The following is an 18,088-nucleotide window of genomic DNA, read 5'->3' as shown; positions in this document are numbered from 1 at the left end:
GCCATGGGCCTCGACTTCGCCCAGCCCTGGTTCCTGCTGCTGCTGCCGCTGGCGGGGCTGCCCTTGCTGCGCCGGCGCAGCGACACCCTGGCGTTCTCGGCCATCGCCTGGCTGCCGGCCGACCGCGCCGGGCGCCTGGCCGGCTTGCTGTGGCGCGCCTTCGCGGTCGCGGCGATGGCCTGCGCCGTGATCGGCCTGGCCGGCCCGGGCCACTCGGGCGGCGAGGTGCTGCGCAGTGGGCGCGGCGCCGAGGTGCTGATCCTGATGGACCGCAGCAGCAGCATGGATGCCAACGTCGTGCCCAAGGACGTCAAGGCCGGCGGCCAGTTCAACGCCAGCATGCCGACCAAGAGCGAGGTGGTGCGCGGGCTGCTGAGCCAGTTCGTCGCCCGGCGGCCCGACGACCGCTTCGCCTTCATGGCCTTCAGCACCAGCCCGCTGCGCGTCGTGCCCTTCACCGACGACCACACGCTGGTGCAGGCCGCGCTGGCCGCCACCGGCATCGGCCGCGGCCTGCCTGACACGCTGATGGGCAAGGCGCTGCTGGCGGCGATCGACGAGTTCAGTGGCCGCCGCTACTCGGGCAGCCGCATCGTGCTGGTGGTGTCCGACGGCGGCGCGCAGCTCGACGAGCCGACGCGCGAGCGCATCCGCGCCGGCCTGGCGCGCGAGCGCATCGGCCTGTACTGGATCTACATCCGCAGCAGCGGCAATTCGCCCGACCTCACGCAGGAAGGCAGCGGCAGCATGGACTCGGTCGAGGAGATGGCGCTGCACACCTTCTTCCGCTCGCTGGCCACGCCCTACCGGCTGTACCAGACCGACGACGCGCAGATGATGGCCGCGGCGATGAGCGAGATCGACAAGCAGCAGAACTTCCCGCTCAGCTACTTTCGGCGCGTGCCGCGCGTGGACCACGGCGGCGGCTTCTTCGTCGCGGCGCTGCTGTGCTGCCTCGGCCTGCTGCTGTGCCGCGCGGTGCAGCTGCAGGCCTGGCCGCTGCGGGGCGGGCGATGGAAGGAGCGCGAGGCATGAGGCGGATCACGGTGCACGCGGTGTTCGGCGTGCTGGCAGTGGCCTGCGCGGCGGCGGTCGCGGTGCAGGTCTGGCGCCTGCAGCAGGCGACGCGCCTGAACGCGGCGATCGCCGAGGCGGCGCAGGCACCGGTCGACCCGGCCGCGGCCACGCTGCCGTCGCCGGACGCGCCGCCCGCAGCGCGACTCGCCCGTGCGGTGGCGCTGGCGCGGGCCGGTGCGCACGACGCGGCCGCCAAGACCTACGTCGGCCTGATCCGCGCCGGCGACGTCGACGCGATCGGCCGCGATGCGCTGTTCAACCTCGGCAACCTCTACCTGCGCCAGGGCCAGGCGCAGGGCGGCGAGGCGCTGCCGCTGGTCGAGCTGGCCAAGCAGCGCTACCGCGACCTGCTGCGCGCCTCGCCCGGCGACTGGGACGCGCGCTACAACCTCGAGCGTGCGCTGCGGCTCGCGCCCGAGGAGCAGGAGGCCGTGGCCGAGGAGGTCAACGAGCCGGTCGAGCGGCGCCGCGTCATGCTGCGCGGCATGGACCCCGGGGACCTGCCTTGACGCGGCGGCGCTGGCGGCTGCCGCTGCAGCTGCACGCGGTCGGCCGGCGCGATGGCGTCATCGCCGTGGCCGCGCTGCTGTTCGCGCTGGCGCTGTGGCTGCCGCCCGTCACGCTGCAGCGGCCGACCTACAGCTACCTCGTCACCTTCGACCTGACGCAGAGCATGGACGTCGAGGACGCCGTCTGGAACGGCGCGCCCGTCGCGCGCCTGGCGGCGGCGCGCGCCGCGATGCGCGAGCTGCTGCCGCGCCTGCCCTGCGGGTCGCGCCTGGGCTGGGCCATCTTCGCCGACTACCGCACGCTGCCGCTGATGCTGCCGGTCGAGGTCTGCAGCCACTACGACGAACTGCTGGCTTCGCTCGAGCGCATCGACGGCCGCATGCGCTGGGCCAATGCCAGCAACGTCGGCAAGGGCGTGACCTGGACGGTGCGCACCGCGCGCGCCGTCGACGACGCGACGCGCGTGGTCTTCTTCACCGACGGCCACGAGTCGCCGCCGCTGCGCGCCAACGAGTCGCCGCCGATGGGCGACATCACGCCCGGCGAGGTCGGCGGCTGGCTGATCGGCGTGGGCGGCGATGCGCCGCAGCGCATCCCCAAGACCACGCGCGACGGCGAGGCCGCCGGCTACTGGGCGGCCGACGAGGTCGTGCAGCGCAGCGATGTGGCGCCGGGCCGCAGCCAGGAGCACCTGTCGGCGCTGCACGAGGAGCGGCTGAAGGAGCTGGCGAAGCTGGTCGGCTTCGGCTACCGGCGGCTGGCCGGCGCGGACGCGCTGGCCGATGCGATGCTCGACCCGGCGCTGGCGCGCCCGCGGCCCACGCCGACCGACCTGCGCTGGCTGCCGGCGCTGCTGGCGCTGGCGCTGCTGGCCTGGCGCTTCGCGCCGCCGCTGCCGCGCCTCAGGCGACCAGCCGTCCCTGGCGGTCGGCCACCGCGATCTCGGCCATCGTTCCCGCGTTGAAGGCCAGGTAGTCGGCCTCGATGCCGTCGCTGAAGATCACGCCGCCCTCGGCCATCAGCGAGCGCAGCGTCAGCCGGTGCTCGTGCGTGACGTAGCCCCAGGCCGGATCGACCTGGGTCGTGCGGCTGGGGAAGGGCTCGCGCACCGCGAACAGCAGGCGATCGCTGTCCCAGCGCATCGGCCGCTCCTCCGCGGCCGCTTGCGCGTGGCCCAGGCCGCCGGCGATCGCCATCGCGCCGGCCAGCACCGAGCGCATCCAGCCCGTGGAGCCGAGCCCGGTCGACACGATGATGCCGCTCGACGACTGCACCGCGCGCCTCGCCTCGTGCTGCAGCTCGTAGCGCGCCGAGGTGTGGCTGCGCGGGCCGATGAAGAGGTCGTTGACCGCGAAGAGGCGCTGGCCGTCCTGCAGCGAGGCCACCGCCATCGTCACGGCCTTCAGCGGCCGGTGGTTCGCCAGCGCCTCGGGCAGCAGCGCGTCGACGTCGGCCACGCCGAAGGGCAGCAGCAGGCCGTCGTAGCGCTTCGGGTCGGGGTTCACGCCGACCAGCGGCTGGCCGTCCAGGTACTTCAGCGTGTTGGCGACCAGGCCGTCCTGGCCCAGCGCCATCACCAGGTCGTCGGGGCCGAACAGGAAGTTCGGCAGCAGGCCGCGGTCCACCATCTGGTAGCGGCCGTGGCGTTCGAGCCGCGCCTTGACCGACGCGACCGCGGCGCGGTAGCTGGCGTGCTCGGTCTCGTAGTCGTGGAAGTCCGCGCCCAGGTGCTCGACGTAGAAGCGCGCCTGCTCCAGGGTCACGAAGCGCAGCAGCAGCTCTTCCAGCCGCGTGCGCCGCGTGACCAGCACCACCTTGCGTTCGAGCGCAGCCATGGGGGTCTCTGCCGGGTCAGGCCTTGCCGGCGGCGCCACGGGCCGGCGCGCCGCCGCCACCACCCATCAGCGAGCGCAGCAGGTCCGGCGAGATGTTGAGTTCGCCGATCTTGTCGGCCCGCTCGGCCAGGCCGCCGAAGGCCTGCGCGATCAGCTGCCCCGGCTCCATGCCCACCGAGGCGAAGGCCTGGATCACCTTGGGGTCGGCCTTCTCCAGCGCCTGCATCAGCGCACCGACGCGGTGGGCCTCGGCCTCGGCCAGCGCGCGCGTGTTGGCGGCCTGGCTGGTGACCAGCTGCCTGCGCTCGTCCTCCAGCGCGATGTTCGAGCGCATGTCGGCCTGCGCCAGCTGCGCGCGCTTGTCCTGGATGCTGGCCTCGGTCTCGACCTCGGTCTCGCGGATCGTGCGCTTCTTGCGCTCGACGGCGATCTCGGTCTCGAGCTCGCTCTCGCGGATCTGGCGCTCGTTCTCGACCGCGGCGTTGCGGCGCAGGAAGATGGCCTCGTCGGCGGACTTGAGGATCGACTCGCGCGCCTCGGCCTCCAGGGCGCGCGCGGTCTCCGGCGTCGGGCGCACCGCCTCGACGGCCAGGCCCAGCACCTCCAGGCCCAGCGCGGCGATCTCGGGGTGCACGGCCAGCGCGCGCAGCGCCTCGGCGCCCAGTTCGTCGCCGGCCTGCAGCGCGGCCTTCAGCGGGCGGCGCTTCATGCCCTGCTGGATCAGCACGCGCAGCAGGCTCAGCACGCGCTCGGGCAGCTTCTCGGGGCCGTCGGAGACGTAGGCCTTGCCGCTGGGCGCGAGCGAGTAGTCGAGCATCGCCGCCGTCTTGCGCGGCTCGCGGATGCGCCAGGTGACCTGGCCCTGCACGGTGAGCGTCTGGAAGTCGGCCGTGGTGTAGGGCTCGATGAAGTCGTCGCGGCGGCTCGCCACCGGCACCGCGACCAGGGTGCTGGCCGGCGCGTAGACGAAGAGCGACAGGCCTGCGCCCTCGCGCACCAGCCGCCCGCCGCGGAACTGCATCAGGTAGGTGGTGGGCGGGGTCTTGATGTACTGGAGGCCGAGCATGGGGAGCTCCTTTCGGGTTGATAGTGGGATCAGGCCACTATGTAAGTTGGATAATAGAACTAAGATCGGCGTTGTCAAGCACCCCGTCGTGACCCATGCCACGATCCAGCGAATCTGCCGCCCGCGCCGCCGCCACGATCCAGCGGCCGCTGTGCACCGTCGACGTGGTGGTCTTCACCGTGCGCGAGGACCAGCTGCACCTGCTGCTGGTCCGGCGGCCCGAGGGGCGCGACGAGCCCCAGCCCGGCCGCTGGGCGCTGCCCGGCGGCTTCGTGGACGTGGCGCGCGACGCCTCGCTCGAGGCCTGCGCCGAGCGCAAGCTACGCGAGAAGACGGGAGTCGTGCCGCCCTACCTGGAACAGCTGGGCAGCTGGGGCGACGCGACGCGCGACCCGCGCGGCTGGTCGGCGACGCACGTCTACTTCACGCTGATGCCGTCGGACGAGATCGAGCTGCAGCCCGGCGGCAATGCCGAAGAGGCGAGGTGGTGGCCGGTCGACGCCGAGAAGCGCTGGCCGCCGCTGGCCTTCGACCACCGCCGCATCGTGCAGCAGGCCGTCGAGCGACTGCGCGCCAAGGTCGAGTACACCTCGCTGCCGGCCTACCTGCTGCCGCCGGCCTTCACGCTCACCGACCTGCAGCGCGGCTACGAGACGGTGCTGGGCCGGCCGCTCGAGAAGAGCGCCTTCCGCACCCGCATGCTGTCGGTCGACTGGCTCGAGCCGGTCGACCGCATGCGCACCGGCAACTTCCGGCCGGCGCAGCTGTACCGCGTCAGGCGGCCCGGCGAGCTGGTGTTCTTTCCGCGGACCTTCTACGCCCCGAAGTAGCGGCGGGCCGGCGGCGGCGCTGCGTCGGCGGGAGTTCGTCGATGCGGGCACTGTGTGCCGACGCACAGACGTCGCCCGTCGATGCTCCTACGGTGGGTTCGGCACCGCTCGATCGGTGCCACGTCCATCCCCTCATCCCTGCAGGAGCCATCGCCATGAACACCTCCAAGTTCCTCGTCACGACCGTGACTGCGCTGTCGGTCGTCGGCAGCATCACCTTCGCCTACGCGCAGACGAGCACCGCACCGCCCACCATGCCGGGCCAGACGACCGAGACGCTGCCGACCCACCCGGCACAGCCCGACGCCACGAGCTCCGGCACGACGAGCGGCAGCACCGCCGCGCCCCCGGCCGACAGCGGCATGACGACCGCCGAAGAGCGTGCGCCGATCGCCGACCGCAACTGAAGCCCCCGCGCCGGCACGGAGCGTCGATGCCATGGCCACGAGGAGCGACGCGTTCGCGCTGTCGGACCTGCGGCGCGGCGCGCTGGCCGGCGCGGCGATCCTCGGCCTGCTGCTTCCGCCGGCCGGGCCGCCCGGCGCGACTCTCTACCGCGCGACGCCGGACGAATCCGCGAGCCCGCGCCAGCCCGACTTCGGCGCCGCGAACCCCAGCGCACAGGCGCGGCAGCTGGCCGAGTGGATCGCCGACTCGCGCGACAACGGCAGCGCCGGCTTCGCCATCGTCGACAAGGCCCATGCGGTCGTGCACGTGTTCGACGCGCAGGCCCGGCTGCGCGCCAGCAGTCCGGTGCTGCTGGGGTCGGCGCGCGGCGACGACTCGGTCCCCGGCATCGGCACGCGCCCCGTCGACCAGGTGCGCCCGCACGAGCGCACCACGCCGGCCGGCCGCTTCGTCGCCGAGCCGGGGCGCAATGCGCTGGGCGAAGACGTGATCTGGGTCGACTACGGCGCCGCCGTGTCGATGCACCGCGTCCGCACCACGCACGCGGCGGAGCGGCGCGCCGAGCGACTCGCCAGTGCGTCGATCGACGACAACCGCATCTCGTACGGCTGCATCAACGTGCCGGCGGCGTTCTACGACGCGCACGTCCGGCCGACCTTCGCGGCGCAGCGCGGCGTCGTCTACGTGCTGCCCGAGACCCGGCCGCTGCGGCAGGTCTTCGACTCCTACGACGTCGCCTCGACGCGGCACTGACCCTCAGGAAACGCCATGTCCCGCTCTCCCGCTCCGCCCTCGCAGGCCGTCAAGCGACGCGCCGGTCTCGCCGTGGTCGGCAAGTCGCCCCGCGCACCGGGATCGAAGCCGCCCTCGCCGACCGACGAGCGCCTGGCCCTGCCGCACGAGCGCGACCAGTCGGCCGGCGCGGTGGCCGAGAAGCCCGACGCGGTGATCCGCCAGGCCCGGCGCGACCTCGACGCCGGCCAGGTCGACACCGACATGCGCGCCACGCCCGGCCTCGATGCGCAGCGACGCCTGAAGCTCGTGCCGGGCCGCGGCGGCAAGCCGCCGGGCGGCGGATGAAAGGACGCGGACGCGCGCGGCCCGACGGACGCTCAGACCAGCAGGTCGTCCGGCTTCTTGCCCGAGGCCAGCGCGTCGAGGAACCACTTCGGCCGGCGGCCGTGGCCGTTCCAGCTGTTGCCGGCGGCGTCGCGGAACTTGACCGGCAGCGCGCGCTTCTTGCGGCGGCCCGGCTTCTTCTTGCTGGCGACGGCCGCCTTCGCGCGCTTCGCGAGCCCCAAGTCGGCGGCGGTCAGGCCGTAATGCACGATCGCTTCCTTGATGCGCGCGACGACGCCGCCGACTTCCTTCTGCTTGATCGCGTCGGCCTGCTTCTTCAGGCGCGCGATCTGCTTTTCGATCTGGGCGATGGTCCGGGTCATTCTCGTTTCCTTGTAGTGAAGGTCCCAACGGGAACCCCGAGGATAACGAGTCGGAGCTGAATCCTGGGTCACGCTTCGCGCGCGATCCATCGGCCCGGCTTTCCCGGTTTCATTCCTTTTCTTCTCTGCTTCTAATACGCCACTTCGTAGCGGTAGCTGCGAAAGCGCAGCACCGCGCTCTTGAGGCGGATCTGCTCGAGCACGACGTCGGGCGTGGGCCGTCCGCCCTCGTTGTAGACCTGCCCGTTGATGATGAGGATGCGGTTGGCCGGCGTCTCCGAATAGACCGAGCCGCCGAAGGCCAGCAGCGGCAGCGCGCGGCGCACGTCGTCGGGCAGCTCGTTCACCGCGTAGAGACGCGGCTCGGTGGCCGGCGTATCGGTGGGGGTCGCGGGCTCGGGCTTGCCTGGCACCGCAGCCGGCTTCGACGCGGCCGGCGCCGGCTCGGCCTTGCGCGGCTCGGCGGCCGGGCGCTGCGGTCGGGGCAGCGGCTTGTCGAGCGGCAGCTCGGGCGTCGCGCGGGCGGGGGCGGCTTCCTTCGGTGCGGGTGCGGGTGTCGGTGCGATTGCCGGTATGGGTGCCGGTGCCGGCGGCGCCGCGACGACGATGGCGACGGGCGGCGGAGCAGGGGCCGGCACCGGCATCGGCGCGACGGCCACCGGCTCCACGGTCGCCGGCGTATCGCCGCCGCTCATCATGTTCCACGCCAGCGAGCCCAGCAGCACCAGCGCCAGCGCGACGATCACCCACACCAGCGGATTGGTCCCTGCGCTCGCGGCCGTGCCCTCGTCGTCGTCGCTGCTCGCGGCGCCCGGTTGCGCATGCAGGCCCGGCACCGCCCCGCGCTCGCGTTCGGAGTCGGCGCGCCTCAGGGCGTCGAGGATGTAGGACATCAGTTCAGCCCTCGCCGGGCCGCCCCAGGAGGGCTGAGCGCCCCCGCGGGGGGCAGCACCGAAGGTGCGTTGGGGGTCGTCATCAGTGTTCCGTGTGGAGCCGCGGCTCGTCGACGCCGACGAGCCGGTTCAGTTGCATGAAGGTCGTCGGGCCGGCCAGCCCGTCGGGCTTGAGGCCCTGCGCGACCTGGAAGGTGACGACGCGCGCGCGCAGCGCGGCGCCGTAGGCCTGCGGCGCGGCGGGCGCAGGCTCGCCCTGCAGGCCGGCCAGCTGCGCGGCCAGGCCGTCGACCAGCGGGCCGGCGCTGCCGTCGACCAGCAGCTGCGAGTAGCCGGCCGGCGCGCGCCACAGCGTCGCGAACTCGCCGCGCCAGCGCTGCGCCAGCGCCACCAGCGGCACGCTCTGCGGCGTGCCGTCCAGCAGCAGCGTCGCGTTGCGCGCGTTCAGGCCGGTCAGCAGCGCGTAGCCGGGCCGGTCCTCGTCGTCGCGCAGCGTCAGGATGGCGGGCCGGTCCAGCTGGCGGATCAGCGCCAGCGTGCCGCTGGCCTTGTAGCAGAGCACCTGCTGGCGCTGCGCCGCGCGGCAGGGCTCGCCCTCGCCGAGCTCCAGCTTCCACAGCGGCGCCAGCGCGCGCCAGGCGCCGGCCTCGTCGCGCGGCATGCGCTGCAGGCCGGCCTTCAGGTCGATCATCGCGGCGGCCGTCGTCTGGCCCGCAGCGGCGGCTTGCACTGCCGTCGGCGCCGAAGCCGCACTCGCTGCCGGCGCCGGCCCCGATGCAGCCGGCATCGCCGCCGCCTGCGCGCTGGCCGCGTCGGGTCGCGCGGCCGTGCGCCCGTCGATCGCCCACGACACCAGGCCCCACAGCGCCGCGCCGCCGACCAGGCCCAGCCCCAGCGTCTCGACGCGGCCCGGCCGCCAGCGGCGCCGCGGCGGCGTCTTGTCGAAGACCTCGCTCGCGGCCTTGTCGACGATGGCCGCGTCGACGCGGTTGCGGCCGGTCGCGTACGCGCCCAGCAGCGCGCGGTCGCACAGCAGGTTGATGCGTCGCGGCACGCCGCGCGACAGCTGGTGCACACGCTGCATCGCCTCGCGGCCGAAAGGCGCCGCGGTGGTCAGCCCGCCGATCGCGAGGCGGTGGCGGATGTACTGCAGCGTCTCGTTCTCGGACAGCGGCTCGAGGTGGTAGCGCGCGATGACGCGCTGCGCCAGCTGCTCCAGGTCGGGCCGCGCCAGCATCTGGCGCAGCTCGGGCTGGCCGATCAGCACGATCTGAAGCAGCTTGCGCTCGTTGGTCTCGAGGTTGGTCAGCAGCCGCAGCTGCTCCAGCACGTCGGCCGACAGCTGCTGCGCCTCGTCGATGATGAGCACGTTGTTCTGGCCGACCGCGTGCGTGCGCAGCAAGAACTCGTTCAGCGCGTCGACCCAGTCCTTGACCGTCGTCGCGCCCGGTCCCTGGTGCGGATTGGGGATGCCGAACTCGTCGCAGACCGAGCGCAGCAGTTCCTCGACCGTCAGCCGCGGGTTGAAGACGTAGGCGACGTTGCAGCGCTTGGGAATCTGCTCCAGGAAGCAGCGGCACACGGTGGTCTTGCCGGCGCCGATCTCGCCCGTCAGCAGCACGAAGCCGCCGCCGCCCTTGACGCCGTACAGCAGGTGCGCCAGCGCCTCGCGGTGGCGCTCGCTCATGAAGAGATAGCGCGGATCCGGCGCGATCGAGAACGGCTCCTGCTTCAGCCCGAAGAACGGCGCATACATGGGGCGGAGGATACGTCGCCAGGGCGATGCGGGCCTCGCCTAAGCTAGCGGCTCACCTGGAGCCCGCGATGACCGCCACCCGCACCGAATCCGACGCCTTCGGGCCCATCGAGGTCCCGGCCGACGCGCTGTGGGCCGCGCAGACCGCGCGCAGCCTGCACTTCTTCGCCATCGGCGAGCAGCGCATGCCGGCCGAGGTGGTGCGCGCGCTGGCCTGGGTCAAGTGGGCCGCGGCCGAGGTCAACCACGAGCTCGGCCTGCTGCCCGCCGACAAGGCCCGCGCCATCGCCGACGCCGCGGCCCGCATCGCGGCCGGCGAGCATGCCGAGGCCTTTCCGCTGTCGGTGTGGCAGACCGGCTCGGGCACGCAGAGCAACATGAACGTCAACGAGGTCGTGGCGACGCTCGCGTCCGAGGCCCTGGGCGGCCGCCGCGGCAGCGACCGCCGCGTGCACCCCAACGACGACGTGAACCTGGGCCAGTCGTCGAACGACGTCTTCCCGACCGCGATGCACGTCGCCGTCGCGCTGCAGGCGCGCGAGCGTCTGCAGCCGGCGCTGGCGACGCTGCGCGCGGCGCTGCACGACAAGGCCGGCGCCTTCGCCGACGTCGTCAAGATCGGCCGCACCCACCTGCAGGACGCGACGCCGGTGACGCTGGGCCAGGAGTTCGGCGGCTATGTCGCGCAGCTCGACCTGTGCCAGGCCGCGCTCGCGCAGTCGCTCGCGCCGGTGCAGCGCCTGGCCATCGGCGGCACGGCGGTCGGCACCGGGCTCAACACGCACGCCGAGTTCGGCACGCGCGTGGCCGCGAAGCTGTCGCAGCGCCTGGGCCTGCCGTTCGCGCCGGCCGACAACCTGTTCGCCGCGATGGCGGGGCACGAGGCCCTGGTCGGCTTCCACGGCGCGCTGCGCATGCTGGCGGTCGCACTCACCAAGATCGGCAACGACATCCGCCTGATGGGCAGCGGCCCGCGCGCCGGCCTGGGCGAGCTGCGCCTGCCCGAGAACGAGCCCGGCAGTTCCATCATGCCGGGCAAGGTGAACCCGACGCAGGTCGAGGCGCTGACCATGGTCTGCGCGCAGGTCATGGGCCACGACGCGGCGATCGGCTTCGCGGCCAGCCAGGGCCACTTCGAGCTCAATGTCTACAAGCCGCTGATCGCGCACGACGTGCTGGACAGCCTGCGCCTGCTGTCCGACGCGATGGGCAGCTTCGCGCGGCACTGCGTCGCCGGCCTGCAGCCCGACGCGGCGCGCGTCGAGGACCTGCTGCAGCGCTCGCTGATGCTGGTGACCGCGCTGGCGCCGCACATCGGCTACGACCGCGCCGCGAAGATCGCCAAGCACGCGCACCGGAGCGGCAGCAGCCTGCGCGAGGCCGCGCTCGCGGTCGGCGGCGTCAGCGGCGAGCAGTTCGACGCCTGGGTCGACGCGCGACGGATGCTCCGGCCGACCGAGGGCTGAGCCCGATGGCGCCGCCGCGCCGCCATGGCAGCATCGCGGCTCCGCGAACCGACATGACGAGAACGACGATGAGCTCCACGATGGAACCCCTGCGCTGCGTCGGCCTGAAGCAGGCCGTGCTGTCCGACGACGGCCAGGCCGTGCTGCTGGAGCTGCTCATGGCCAACGGCCAGATCTTCCCGCTGGAGCTCAACGCCGGCGGCGTGGAGCTGCTGACCAAGACGCTCTACATGTCGGCCAAGGCGATGGGCATGACGCTGCCCGGGCCGGACGCGCCGGCCGCCTGAGGCGGCCCGCGCCGGGCGTTCAGCGCGCGAAGCGCGCCGTGGCCTGCCGCGGCGGCAGGCTGCTGCAGCGCTGCATCAGGTCGTGGTGCGCGAACAGCTCGGCCACCCAGTCGACGAAGACGCGCAGCTTCACGCTGAGGTGGCGGTTGGGTGGGTAGACGACGTGGATCGGCACCGGGTCCGAGCACCAGTCCGCCAGCACCGGCTCGAGCGCGCCGCTGCCGATGTGGTCCTGCAGCATGAAGGTCGCCGTCTGCACGACGCCCAGCCCGGCCACCCCCGCGGCGGTGTAGGCGTTGGAATCGTTGACCGCGACCCGGTAGCGCCCCGTCACCTCGACGCGCTCGCCGTCCTTGTTGAAGTCCATCGGGATCAGCCGCCCGGTGCGCGCCGAGAAGTAGCCGACGACCTCGTGGCCGTCCTCCAGCTCGCTCGGGTGTCGCGGCATGCCGTGGCGCTTGAGGTAGGCCGGGCTGGCCGCCGCGATCATGTGGAACTCCGCGACGCGCCGCGCCACCAGCGACTGGTCGGTCAGCGTGCCGCCGCGGATCACGCAGTCGATGTTCTCGCCGATCAGGTCGACCGGCCGGTCGCCGACGCCCAGGTCGATCTGGATGTCGGGGTAGCGCGCGCAGAAGTCCGGCAGCGACGGCATCAGCACCAGCTGGCCCAGCGCGGCCGGCACGTCGACGCGCAGCCGCCCGCGCGGGCTGACCTTGGCGTGCGACATGCTGGACTCCAGCTCGTCGACCTCGGTCAGCAGGCGCAGCGCGCGCTCGTAGTAGGCCGCGCCGTCGGGCGTCACCGTCACCTTGCGGGTGGTGCGGTTCAGCAGCTTGGTCTGCAGATGCCCCTCCAGCGACTGGATCAGCCGCGTGACCGTCGGCTTGGGCAGGGTCAGCGAGTCGGAGGCCTTGGTGAAGGTGCCGCTCTCGACGACGCGCACGAAGACCTGCATGGCGAGGAGCTTGTCCGTGCGGTCGATTATTGCTTTGGTGAAACAAAGCATGAGCGGCGTGGCTATCTATTGGTTTGCGGGCCGGCACTATCTTTCGCTGCATCGCAACAAGCCGAGTCGCCACCCGTGGGCGCAGCGCCATGTCTCCCGTCACCTCCCTCCGCCCCGATGTCGTCACGACCGATGAGCTGATCCCGCTCGACGGCGACGCCACGGTGCGGGCGCGCGTCTATCGCGGCGCCGGCCACCCGGCCCGGACCCCGACGCCGCTGGTCCTGCACTTCCATGCCGGCGCCTTCGTCGCCGGCGACCTGGACAGCGGTTCGCGCGTCGCCGGCCTGCTGGCCGAGGCCGGCGCCGTGGTGGTTTCGGTCGACTACCCGCTGGCACCGGCGCGGCCCTTCCCGGCGGCCATCGAGGTCGGCCATGCCGCGCTCGAATGGACCTGGCGCCGCCGCCTGCGCCTGGCCGGCACCGCCAGCGGCCTGTGGGTCGCGGGCGAGGAAGCCGGCGGCAACATCGCCGCCGCCGTCGCGCTGATGGCGCGCGACCGCCAGCACCCGCCGCTGGCCGGCCAGATCCTGCTGTCGCCGATGCTCGACACCTGCGTCGCCACCGCATCGCTGCGCGAGGCGCAGGCCGGGCCGGTCGGCTGCCGCTGGGCCGACGGCTGGCACGACTACCTGTCGCAGCCCGACGACGCGCTGCACCCCTACGCCGCGCCCGGCCGCGCGCTGCGCCTGCACGACCTGCCGCCGACGCTGCTGGTCACCGCCGACGACGACCCGATGCGCGACGAGACCCTGGCCTACGCCGCGCGCCTGCGCGAAGCCGGTGTCGCGGTCGACGAGGCCACGCTGCCCGGCGAGACCGGCTGGCCGTGCGCCTGCATGCAATCCGGCCACGAGCGCCCCGCCTGGGCCGCGCCGCTGGGCCAGCACTTCCGCCGCGTCCTGTCGGCACCGGCCGTTCCTGTTTCCGCACACCGCTAGTCGAACTCCAGACCGAGGACCTCCCATGAACCAGCCGCTTCCCCTTCGTGCCCGCCGCCGCCTGTGGGCCGCCGGCACCGCGCTCACCGCGCTGACCGCCGTCGCCACCGCGCTGTTCGGCCTGCAGGCGCCCGACGCCGAGGCCAACCCCGCGCCCGCCGAACCCCAGGCCACGCCGGTGTCGGTGGCGGCCGTCGTGCAGAGCGAGGTCTCGGTGTGGGACGAGTTCTCGGGCCGCCTCGAGGCGGTCGAGCGCGTCGACGTGCGCTCGCGCGTCGCCGGCGCCGTGCAGTCGGTGCACTTCCGCGAGGGTGCGCTGGTGAAGCAGGGCGAGCTGCTGATCACCATCGACCCGGCGCCCTACGCGGCCGACGTCGACCGCGCCGAGGCGCAGGTCGTCGCCGCGCAGGCGCGCGTCGCCTACACGCAGAGCGAGGGCAATCGCGCGCAGCGCCTGTGGGACGAGCGCGCCATCGCGCAGCGCGAGCTCGACGAGCGCGTCAACGCCCAGCGCGAGGCCGAGGCCAACCTGCGCGCCGCGCAGGCCGCGCTGCAGTCGGCGCGCCTGAGCCTGGCCTACACGCAGGTGCGCGCGCCGGTCGCCGGCCGCGTCGGCCGGCTCGAGGTGACGGTGGGCAACCTGGTCGCGGCCGGTCCCGGCGCGCCGGTGCTGACCACGCTGGTGTCGGTGAGCCCGATCTACGCGAGCTTCGACGCCGACGAGCAGGTCGTCGCCCGCGCGCTCAAGGGCCTGGGGCAGGGCGGCGCCAGCGCGCGCCAGCAGATCGAGCGCATCCCCGTGCAGATGGGCACCGCCGCCACCGCCGACACGCCGCTCGAAGGCCGCCTGCAGCTCGTCGACAACCAGGTCGACGCGAAGAGCGGCACGGTGCGCGTGCGCGCCGTCTTCGACAACAAGGACGGCACGCTGATGCCGGGCCAGTTCGCCAAGCTGCGCATGGGCCAGGCGCGCAGCGCGCAGGCGCTGCTGATCAACGAGCGCGCGGTCGGCACCGACCAGAGCAAGAAGTTCGTGCTGGTGGTCGGCGCCGACAACAAGCTCGCCTACCGCGAGGTGAGCCTGGGTGCGGCCGTCGACGGCCTGCGCATCGTCACCGCCGGCCTCAAGCCCGACGAGCGCATCGTCGTCGGCGGCGTGCAGCGCGTGCGGCCCGGCTCGCTGGTCAAGCCGCAGTCCGTCGACATGCACGCCAAGCCCGAGGTGCAGGCCCGCCGCGACGGCGCGACGCAGTCCTGAGCCGCGCTCTTCACAACAAGTCCGAACGATCCAGCGCACGAGGGAGCGCGTCATGAACCTGTCCAGATTCTTCATCGACCGGCCGATCTTCGCCGGCGTGCTGTCGCTGCTGATGCTGATCGCCGGCCTGCTGGCGCTGCGCACGCTGCCGATCTCGGAGTACCCCGAGGTCGTGCCGCCCTCGGTGGTGGTGCGCGCGCAGTACCCCGGCGCCAACCCCAAGGTGATCGCCGAGACCGTGGCCACGCCGATCGAGGAGGCCATCAACGGCGTCGAGGGCATGCTCTACATGGGCAGCCAGGCCACCACCGACGGCCTGATGACGCTGACCGTCACCTTCAAGCTCGGCACCGACCCGGACAAGGCCCAGCAGCTGGTGCAGAACCGCGTCGCGCAGGCCGAGCCGCGGCTGCCCGAGGAGGTGCGCCGCATGGGCATCACCACGGTCAAGAGCTCGCCGGACCTGACGATGGTCGTGCACCTGCTGTCGCCGAACGACCGCTACGACATGACCTACCTGCGCAACTACGCGGTGCTCAATGTCAAGGACCGGCTGGCGCGCATCGAGGGCGTGGGCCAGGTGCAGCTGTTCGGCTCGGGTGACTACGCGATGCGCGTCTGGCTCGACCCGCAGAAGGTCGCCGAGCGCGGCCTGTCGGCCGGCGACGTGGTGCGCGCGATCCGCGAGCAGAACATCCAGGCCGCCGCCGGCGTGGTGGGCGCCTCGCCGGGCCTGCCGGGCATCGACCTGCAGCTGTCGGTCAACGCGCAGGGCCGCCTCAAGAACGAGGAGGAGTTCGCCGAGATCATCGTCAAGACCGGCGCCAACGGCGAGGTCACGCGGCTCAAGGACCTGGGCCGCATCGAGCTCGGCGCGTCCGAGTACGCGCTGCGCTCGCTGCTCGACAACAAGCAGGCCGTGGCCGTGCCGGTGTTCCAGGCGCCCGGCTCCAACGCGATCCAGATCTCGGACAGCGTGCGCCAGACCATGGCCGAGCTGAAGAAGAACATGCCCGAGGGCGTGGACTACGAGATCGTCTACGACCCGACGCAGTTCGTGCGCGCCTCGATCGAGTCGGTGGTGCACACGCTGCTGGAGGCCGTGGCGCTGGTGGTGCTGGTGGTGATCCTGTTCCTGCAGACCTGGCGCGCGTCGATCATCCCGCTGCTGGCGGTGCCGGTGTCGGTGATCGGCACCTTCGCGGTGATGCACCTGTTCGGCTTCTCGATCAACGCGCTGAGCCTGTTCGGCCTGGTGCTGGCGATCGGCATCGTGGTCGACGACGCCATCGTCGTGGTCGAGAACGTCGAGCGCAACATCGAGGCGGGCCTGAGTCCGCGCGAGGCCACCTACCGCGCGATGCGCGAGGTCTCGGGCCCGATCATCGCGATCGCGCTGGTGCTGGTGGCCGTGTTCGTGCCGCTCGCCTTCATCAGCGGCCTGACCGGGCAGTTCTACCGACAGTTCGCGCTGACGATCGCGATCTCGACGGTGATCTCGGCGATCAACTCGCTGACGCTGTCGCCGGCGCTCGCCGCGCTGCTGCTCAAGGGCCACGACGCGCCGAAGGACGCGCTGACGCGCGGCATGGACGCCGTGTTCGGCCGCTTCTTCGCCGCCTTCAACCGCGTCTTCAGGCGCGGCGCCCAGGGCTACAGCGGCGGCGTGACGCGCGCGATCTCGCGCAAGACGGTGATGGTCGGCGTGTACCTCGTGCTGCTGGCCGCGACCGGCGCGCTGTTCAAGGCGGTGCCCGGCGGCTTCGTGCCGGCGCAGGACAAGCAGTACCTGATCGGCTTCGCACAGCTGCCCGACGGCGCCACGCTCGACCGCACCGAGGACGTGATCCGCCGCATGGGCGACATCACGCTCGCGCAGCCGGGCGTCGAGCACGCGGTGTCGTTCCCGGGGCTGTCGATCAACGGCTTCACCAACAGCTCCAACTCCGGCATCGTGTTCGCGACGCTGGCGCCGTTCGACCAGCGCAAGGACCCCAGCCTCAGCGGCGCCGCGATCGCGCAGCAGCTCAACCAGAAGTACGCGGCCGTCGAGGACGCCTTCATCGTCATGTTCCCGCCCCCGCCGGTGCAGGGCCTGGGCACGACCGGCGGCTTCAAGCTGCAGCTCGAGGACCGCGGCGGCCTCGGCTACGAGGCGCTCGACCAGGCCGTCAAGGCCTTCATGGCCAAGGCCTACCAGACGCCCGAGCTGGCCGGCATGTTCAGCAGCTACCAGGTCAACGTGCCGCAGCTCTATGCCGACATCGACCGCACCCGCGCGCGCCAGCTCGGCGTCGCGGTGACCGACGTGTTCGACACGCTGCAGATCTACCTCGGCTCGCTGTACGTCAACGACTTCAACAAGTTCGGCCGGACCTACACCGTGCGCGTGCAGGCCGATGCGCCGTTCCGCGCGCGCGCCGACGACATCGGCCAGCTCAAGGTGCGCTCGGCCAGCGGCGAGATGATCCCGCTGGCCGCGCTGTTGAAGGTGGAGCATGCCGCCGGCCCGGAACGCGCGATGCGCTACAACGGTTTCCTGGCTGCCGACATCAACGGCGGTGCGGCGCCGGGCTACAGCTCGGGCCAGGCGCAGGACGCGATCGAGCGCATCGCCGCCGAGACGCTGCCGCCCGGCATCGGCTACGAGTGGACGGAGCTGACCTACCAGGAGATCCTGGCCGGCAACTCGGCGATGTGGGTCTTTCCGCTGGCGATCCTGCTGGTGTTCCTGGTGCTGGCCGCGCAGTACGAAAGCCTGACGCTGCCGCTGTCGATCATCCTGATCGTGCCGATGGGCCTGCTGGCCGCGATGACCGGCGTGTGGCTGGACGGCGGCGACAACAACGTGTTCACGCAGATCGGCTTGATCGTGCTGGTGGGGCTGAGCGCCAAGAACGCGATCCTGATCGTCGAGTTCGCCCGCGAGCTGGAGTTCGCCGGACGCACGCCGGTGCAGGCCGCGATCGAGGCCAGCCGCCTGCGGCTGCGCCCGATCCTGATGACCTCGCTGGCCTTCGTGATGGGCGTGCTGCCGCTGGTGCTGTCCAGCGGCGCCGGTTCCGAGATGCGCCAGGCCATGGGCGTGGCGGTGTTCGCCGGGATGATCGGCGTCACGGCCTTCGGCCTGTTCCTGACGCCGGTGTTCTATGTGCTGCTGCGCCGCCTGACCGGCAACCAGCCGCTCAAGCTGCATGGCGAGGTGCCGCAGGTCGAGGCCTTTGCGGGCACCCACGGCGACAGCCACGGCAGCGCCGGCGGCGCATCGATCAGGCCCGTGCCGGCCGCGCCGCGGCGCGCCGACGAGTGA

At 72.6% G+C, this 18,088-nt stretch carries 18 protein-coding genes; 12 read left to right on the top strand and 6 right to left on the bottom strand.

Annotated features, from left to right (window positions below; translation table 11 throughout):
- Window positions 1-3 precede the first annotated feature (3 nt).
- The 3 genes from QZV97_RS04005 to QZV97_RS03995 are packed head-to-tail and all read left to right on the top strand — an operon-like array spanning window position 4 to window position 2,551.
- Window positions 4-1,035 carry a vWA domain-containing protein gene (locus QZV97_RS04005; protein ID WP_295638801.1) on the top strand — a complete coding sequence of 344 codons (1,032 nt, stop codon included), beginning with the start codon at window positions 4-6 and terminating at the stop codon, window positions 1,033-1,035.
- On the top strand, window positions 1,032-1,586 hold the full coding sequence (locus QZV97_RS04000; RefSeq protein ID WP_295638797.1) for an MxaK protein: 555 nt from the start codon (window positions 1,032-1,034) through the stop codon (window positions 1,584-1,586). The genes QZV97_RS04005 and QZV97_RS04000 overlap by 4 nt, the downstream gene beginning before the upstream one ends.
- On the top strand, window positions 1,583-2,551 hold the full coding sequence (locus tag QZV97_RS03995) for an MxaL protein (RefSeq protein ID WP_295638794.1): 969 nt from the start codon (window positions 1,583-1,585) through the stop codon (window positions 2,549-2,551). Before QZV97_RS04000 ends, QZV97_RS03995 begins: the two co-directional genes overlap by 4 nt.
- Here QZV97_RS03995 and QZV97_RS03990 read toward each other — a convergent pair.
- Together QZV97_RS03990 and QZV97_RS03985 are read right to left on the bottom strand one after the other, a co-directional pair.
- Complete coding sequence (locus QZV97_RS03990; RefSeq protein ID WP_295638791.1) at window positions 2,490-3,422, bottom strand: sugar kinase; 933 nt, start codon at window positions 3,420-3,422, stop codon at window positions 2,490-2,492. The genes QZV97_RS03995 and QZV97_RS03990 overlap by 62 nt on opposite strands.
- A gap of 16 nt (window positions 3,423-3,438) precedes the next feature.
- A complete protein-coding gene (locus tag QZV97_RS03985; protein WP_295638788.1) occupies window positions 3,439-4,488 on the bottom strand; it encodes an SPFH domain-containing protein in 1,050 nt (349 codons plus the stop codon).
- A 95-nt stretch (window positions 4,489-4,583) separates the two neighbouring features.
- Here QZV97_RS03985 and QZV97_RS03980 point away from each other — a divergent pair, with 95 nt between their 5' ends.
- From QZV97_RS03980 to QZV97_RS03965, 4 genes are all read left to right on the top strand, one after another.
- On the top strand, window positions 4,584-5,318 hold the full coding sequence (locus tag QZV97_RS03980) for an NUDIX domain-containing protein (protein WP_295638785.1): 735 nt from the start codon (window positions 4,584-4,586) through the stop codon (window positions 5,316-5,318).
- A gap of 155 nt (window positions 5,319-5,473) precedes the next feature.
- Window positions 5,474-5,725 carry a hypothetical protein gene (locus QZV97_RS03975; RefSeq protein ID WP_295638782.1) on the top strand — a complete coding sequence of 84 codons (252 nt, stop codon included), beginning with the start codon at window positions 5,474-5,476 and terminating at the stop codon, window positions 5,723-5,725.
- Window positions 5,726-5,756: 31 nt separating this feature from the next.
- On the top strand, window positions 5,757-6,479 hold the full coding sequence (locus tag QZV97_RS03970) for a hypothetical protein (protein ID WP_295638779.1): 723 nt from the start codon (window positions 5,757-5,759) through the stop codon (window positions 6,477-6,479).
- Between the two features lie 15 nt (window positions 6,480-6,494).
- Window positions 6,495-6,806, top strand: coding sequence for a hypothetical protein (locus QZV97_RS03965; RefSeq protein ID WP_295638776.1), 312 nt, complete (start codon window positions 6,495-6,497; stop codon window positions 6,804-6,806).
- Between the two features lie 32 nt (window positions 6,807-6,838).
- On the opposite strand, the gene QZV97_RS03960 is transcribed toward QZV97_RS03965, so the two are convergent.
- From QZV97_RS03960 to QZV97_RS03950, 3 genes are all read right to left on the bottom strand, one after another.
- Window positions 6,839-7,168, bottom strand: coding sequence for an H-NS histone family protein (locus QZV97_RS03960; protein WP_295638773.1), 330 nt, complete (start codon window positions 7,166-7,168; stop codon window positions 6,839-6,841).
- A gap of 131 nt (window positions 7,169-7,299) precedes the next feature.
- Window positions 7,300-8,061, bottom strand: coding sequence for a general secretion pathway protein GspB (locus QZV97_RS03955; protein WP_295638770.1), 762 nt, complete (start codon window positions 8,059-8,061; stop codon window positions 7,300-7,302).
- Window positions 8,062-8,143: 82 nt separating this feature from the next.
- On the bottom strand, window positions 8,144-9,817 hold the full coding sequence (locus QZV97_RS03950; RefSeq protein WP_295638767.1) for an ExeA family protein: 1,674 nt from the start codon (window positions 9,815-9,817) through the stop codon (window positions 8,144-8,146).
- A gap of 68 nt (window positions 9,818-9,885) precedes the next feature.
- On the opposite strand from QZV97_RS03950, the gene fumC reads away from it, so the two are divergent.
- Together fumC and QZV97_RS03940 are read left to right on the top strand one after the other, a co-directional pair.
- The gene (gene fumC, locus QZV97_RS03945; protein ID WP_295638764.1) at window positions 9,886-11,283 is read left to right on the top strand and encodes a class II fumarate hydratase; all 1,398 of its coding nucleotides are present in this window, start codon (window positions 9,886-9,888) and stop codon (window positions 11,281-11,283) included.
- A 68-nt stretch (window positions 11,284-11,351) separates the two neighbouring features.
- Window positions 11,352-11,570 carry a hypothetical protein gene (locus QZV97_RS03940; RefSeq protein WP_295638762.1) on the top strand — a complete coding sequence of 73 codons (219 nt, stop codon included), beginning with the start codon at window positions 11,352-11,354 and terminating at the stop codon, window positions 11,568-11,570.
- Between the two features lie 19 nt (window positions 11,571-11,589).
- Here QZV97_RS03940 and QZV97_RS03935 read toward each other — a convergent pair whose 3' ends face one another.
- Window positions 11,590-12,528, bottom strand: a complete 939-nt coding sequence (locus QZV97_RS03935) for a LysR family transcriptional regulator (RefSeq protein WP_295638760.1) — start codon at window positions 12,526-12,528, stop codon at window positions 11,590-11,592.
- A 140-nt stretch (window positions 12,529-12,668) separates the two neighbouring features.
- Here QZV97_RS03935 and QZV97_RS03930 point away from each other — a divergent pair, with 140 nt between their 5' ends.
- The 3 genes from QZV97_RS03930 to QZV97_RS03920 are packed head-to-tail and all read left to right on the top strand — an operon-like array spanning window position 12,669 to window position 18,088.
- Window positions 12,669-13,520: an alpha/beta hydrolase gene (locus tag QZV97_RS03930; protein ID WP_295638757.1), complete on the top strand. Its 852-nt coding sequence runs from the start codon at window positions 12,669-12,671 to the stop codon at window positions 13,518-13,520.
- A gap of 25 nt (window positions 13,521-13,545) precedes the next feature.
- A complete protein-coding gene (locus QZV97_RS03925) occupies window positions 13,546-14,778 on the top strand; it encodes an efflux RND transporter periplasmic adaptor subunit (RefSeq protein ID WP_295638754.1) in 1,233 nt (410 codons plus the stop codon).
- A gap of 52 nt (window positions 14,779-14,830) precedes the next feature.
- A complete protein-coding gene (locus QZV97_RS03920; protein WP_295638751.1) occupies window positions 14,831-18,088 on the top strand; it encodes an efflux RND transporter permease subunit in 3,258 nt (1,085 codons plus the stop codon).

It is taken from the genome of uncultured Methylibium sp. (assembly GCF_902826655.1).
Classification (GTDB): Bacteria; Pseudomonadota; Gammaproteobacteria; order Burkholderiales; family Burkholderiaceae_C; genus Methylibium.
This window is presented reverse-complemented; position numbering and strand designations above follow the sequence as displayed.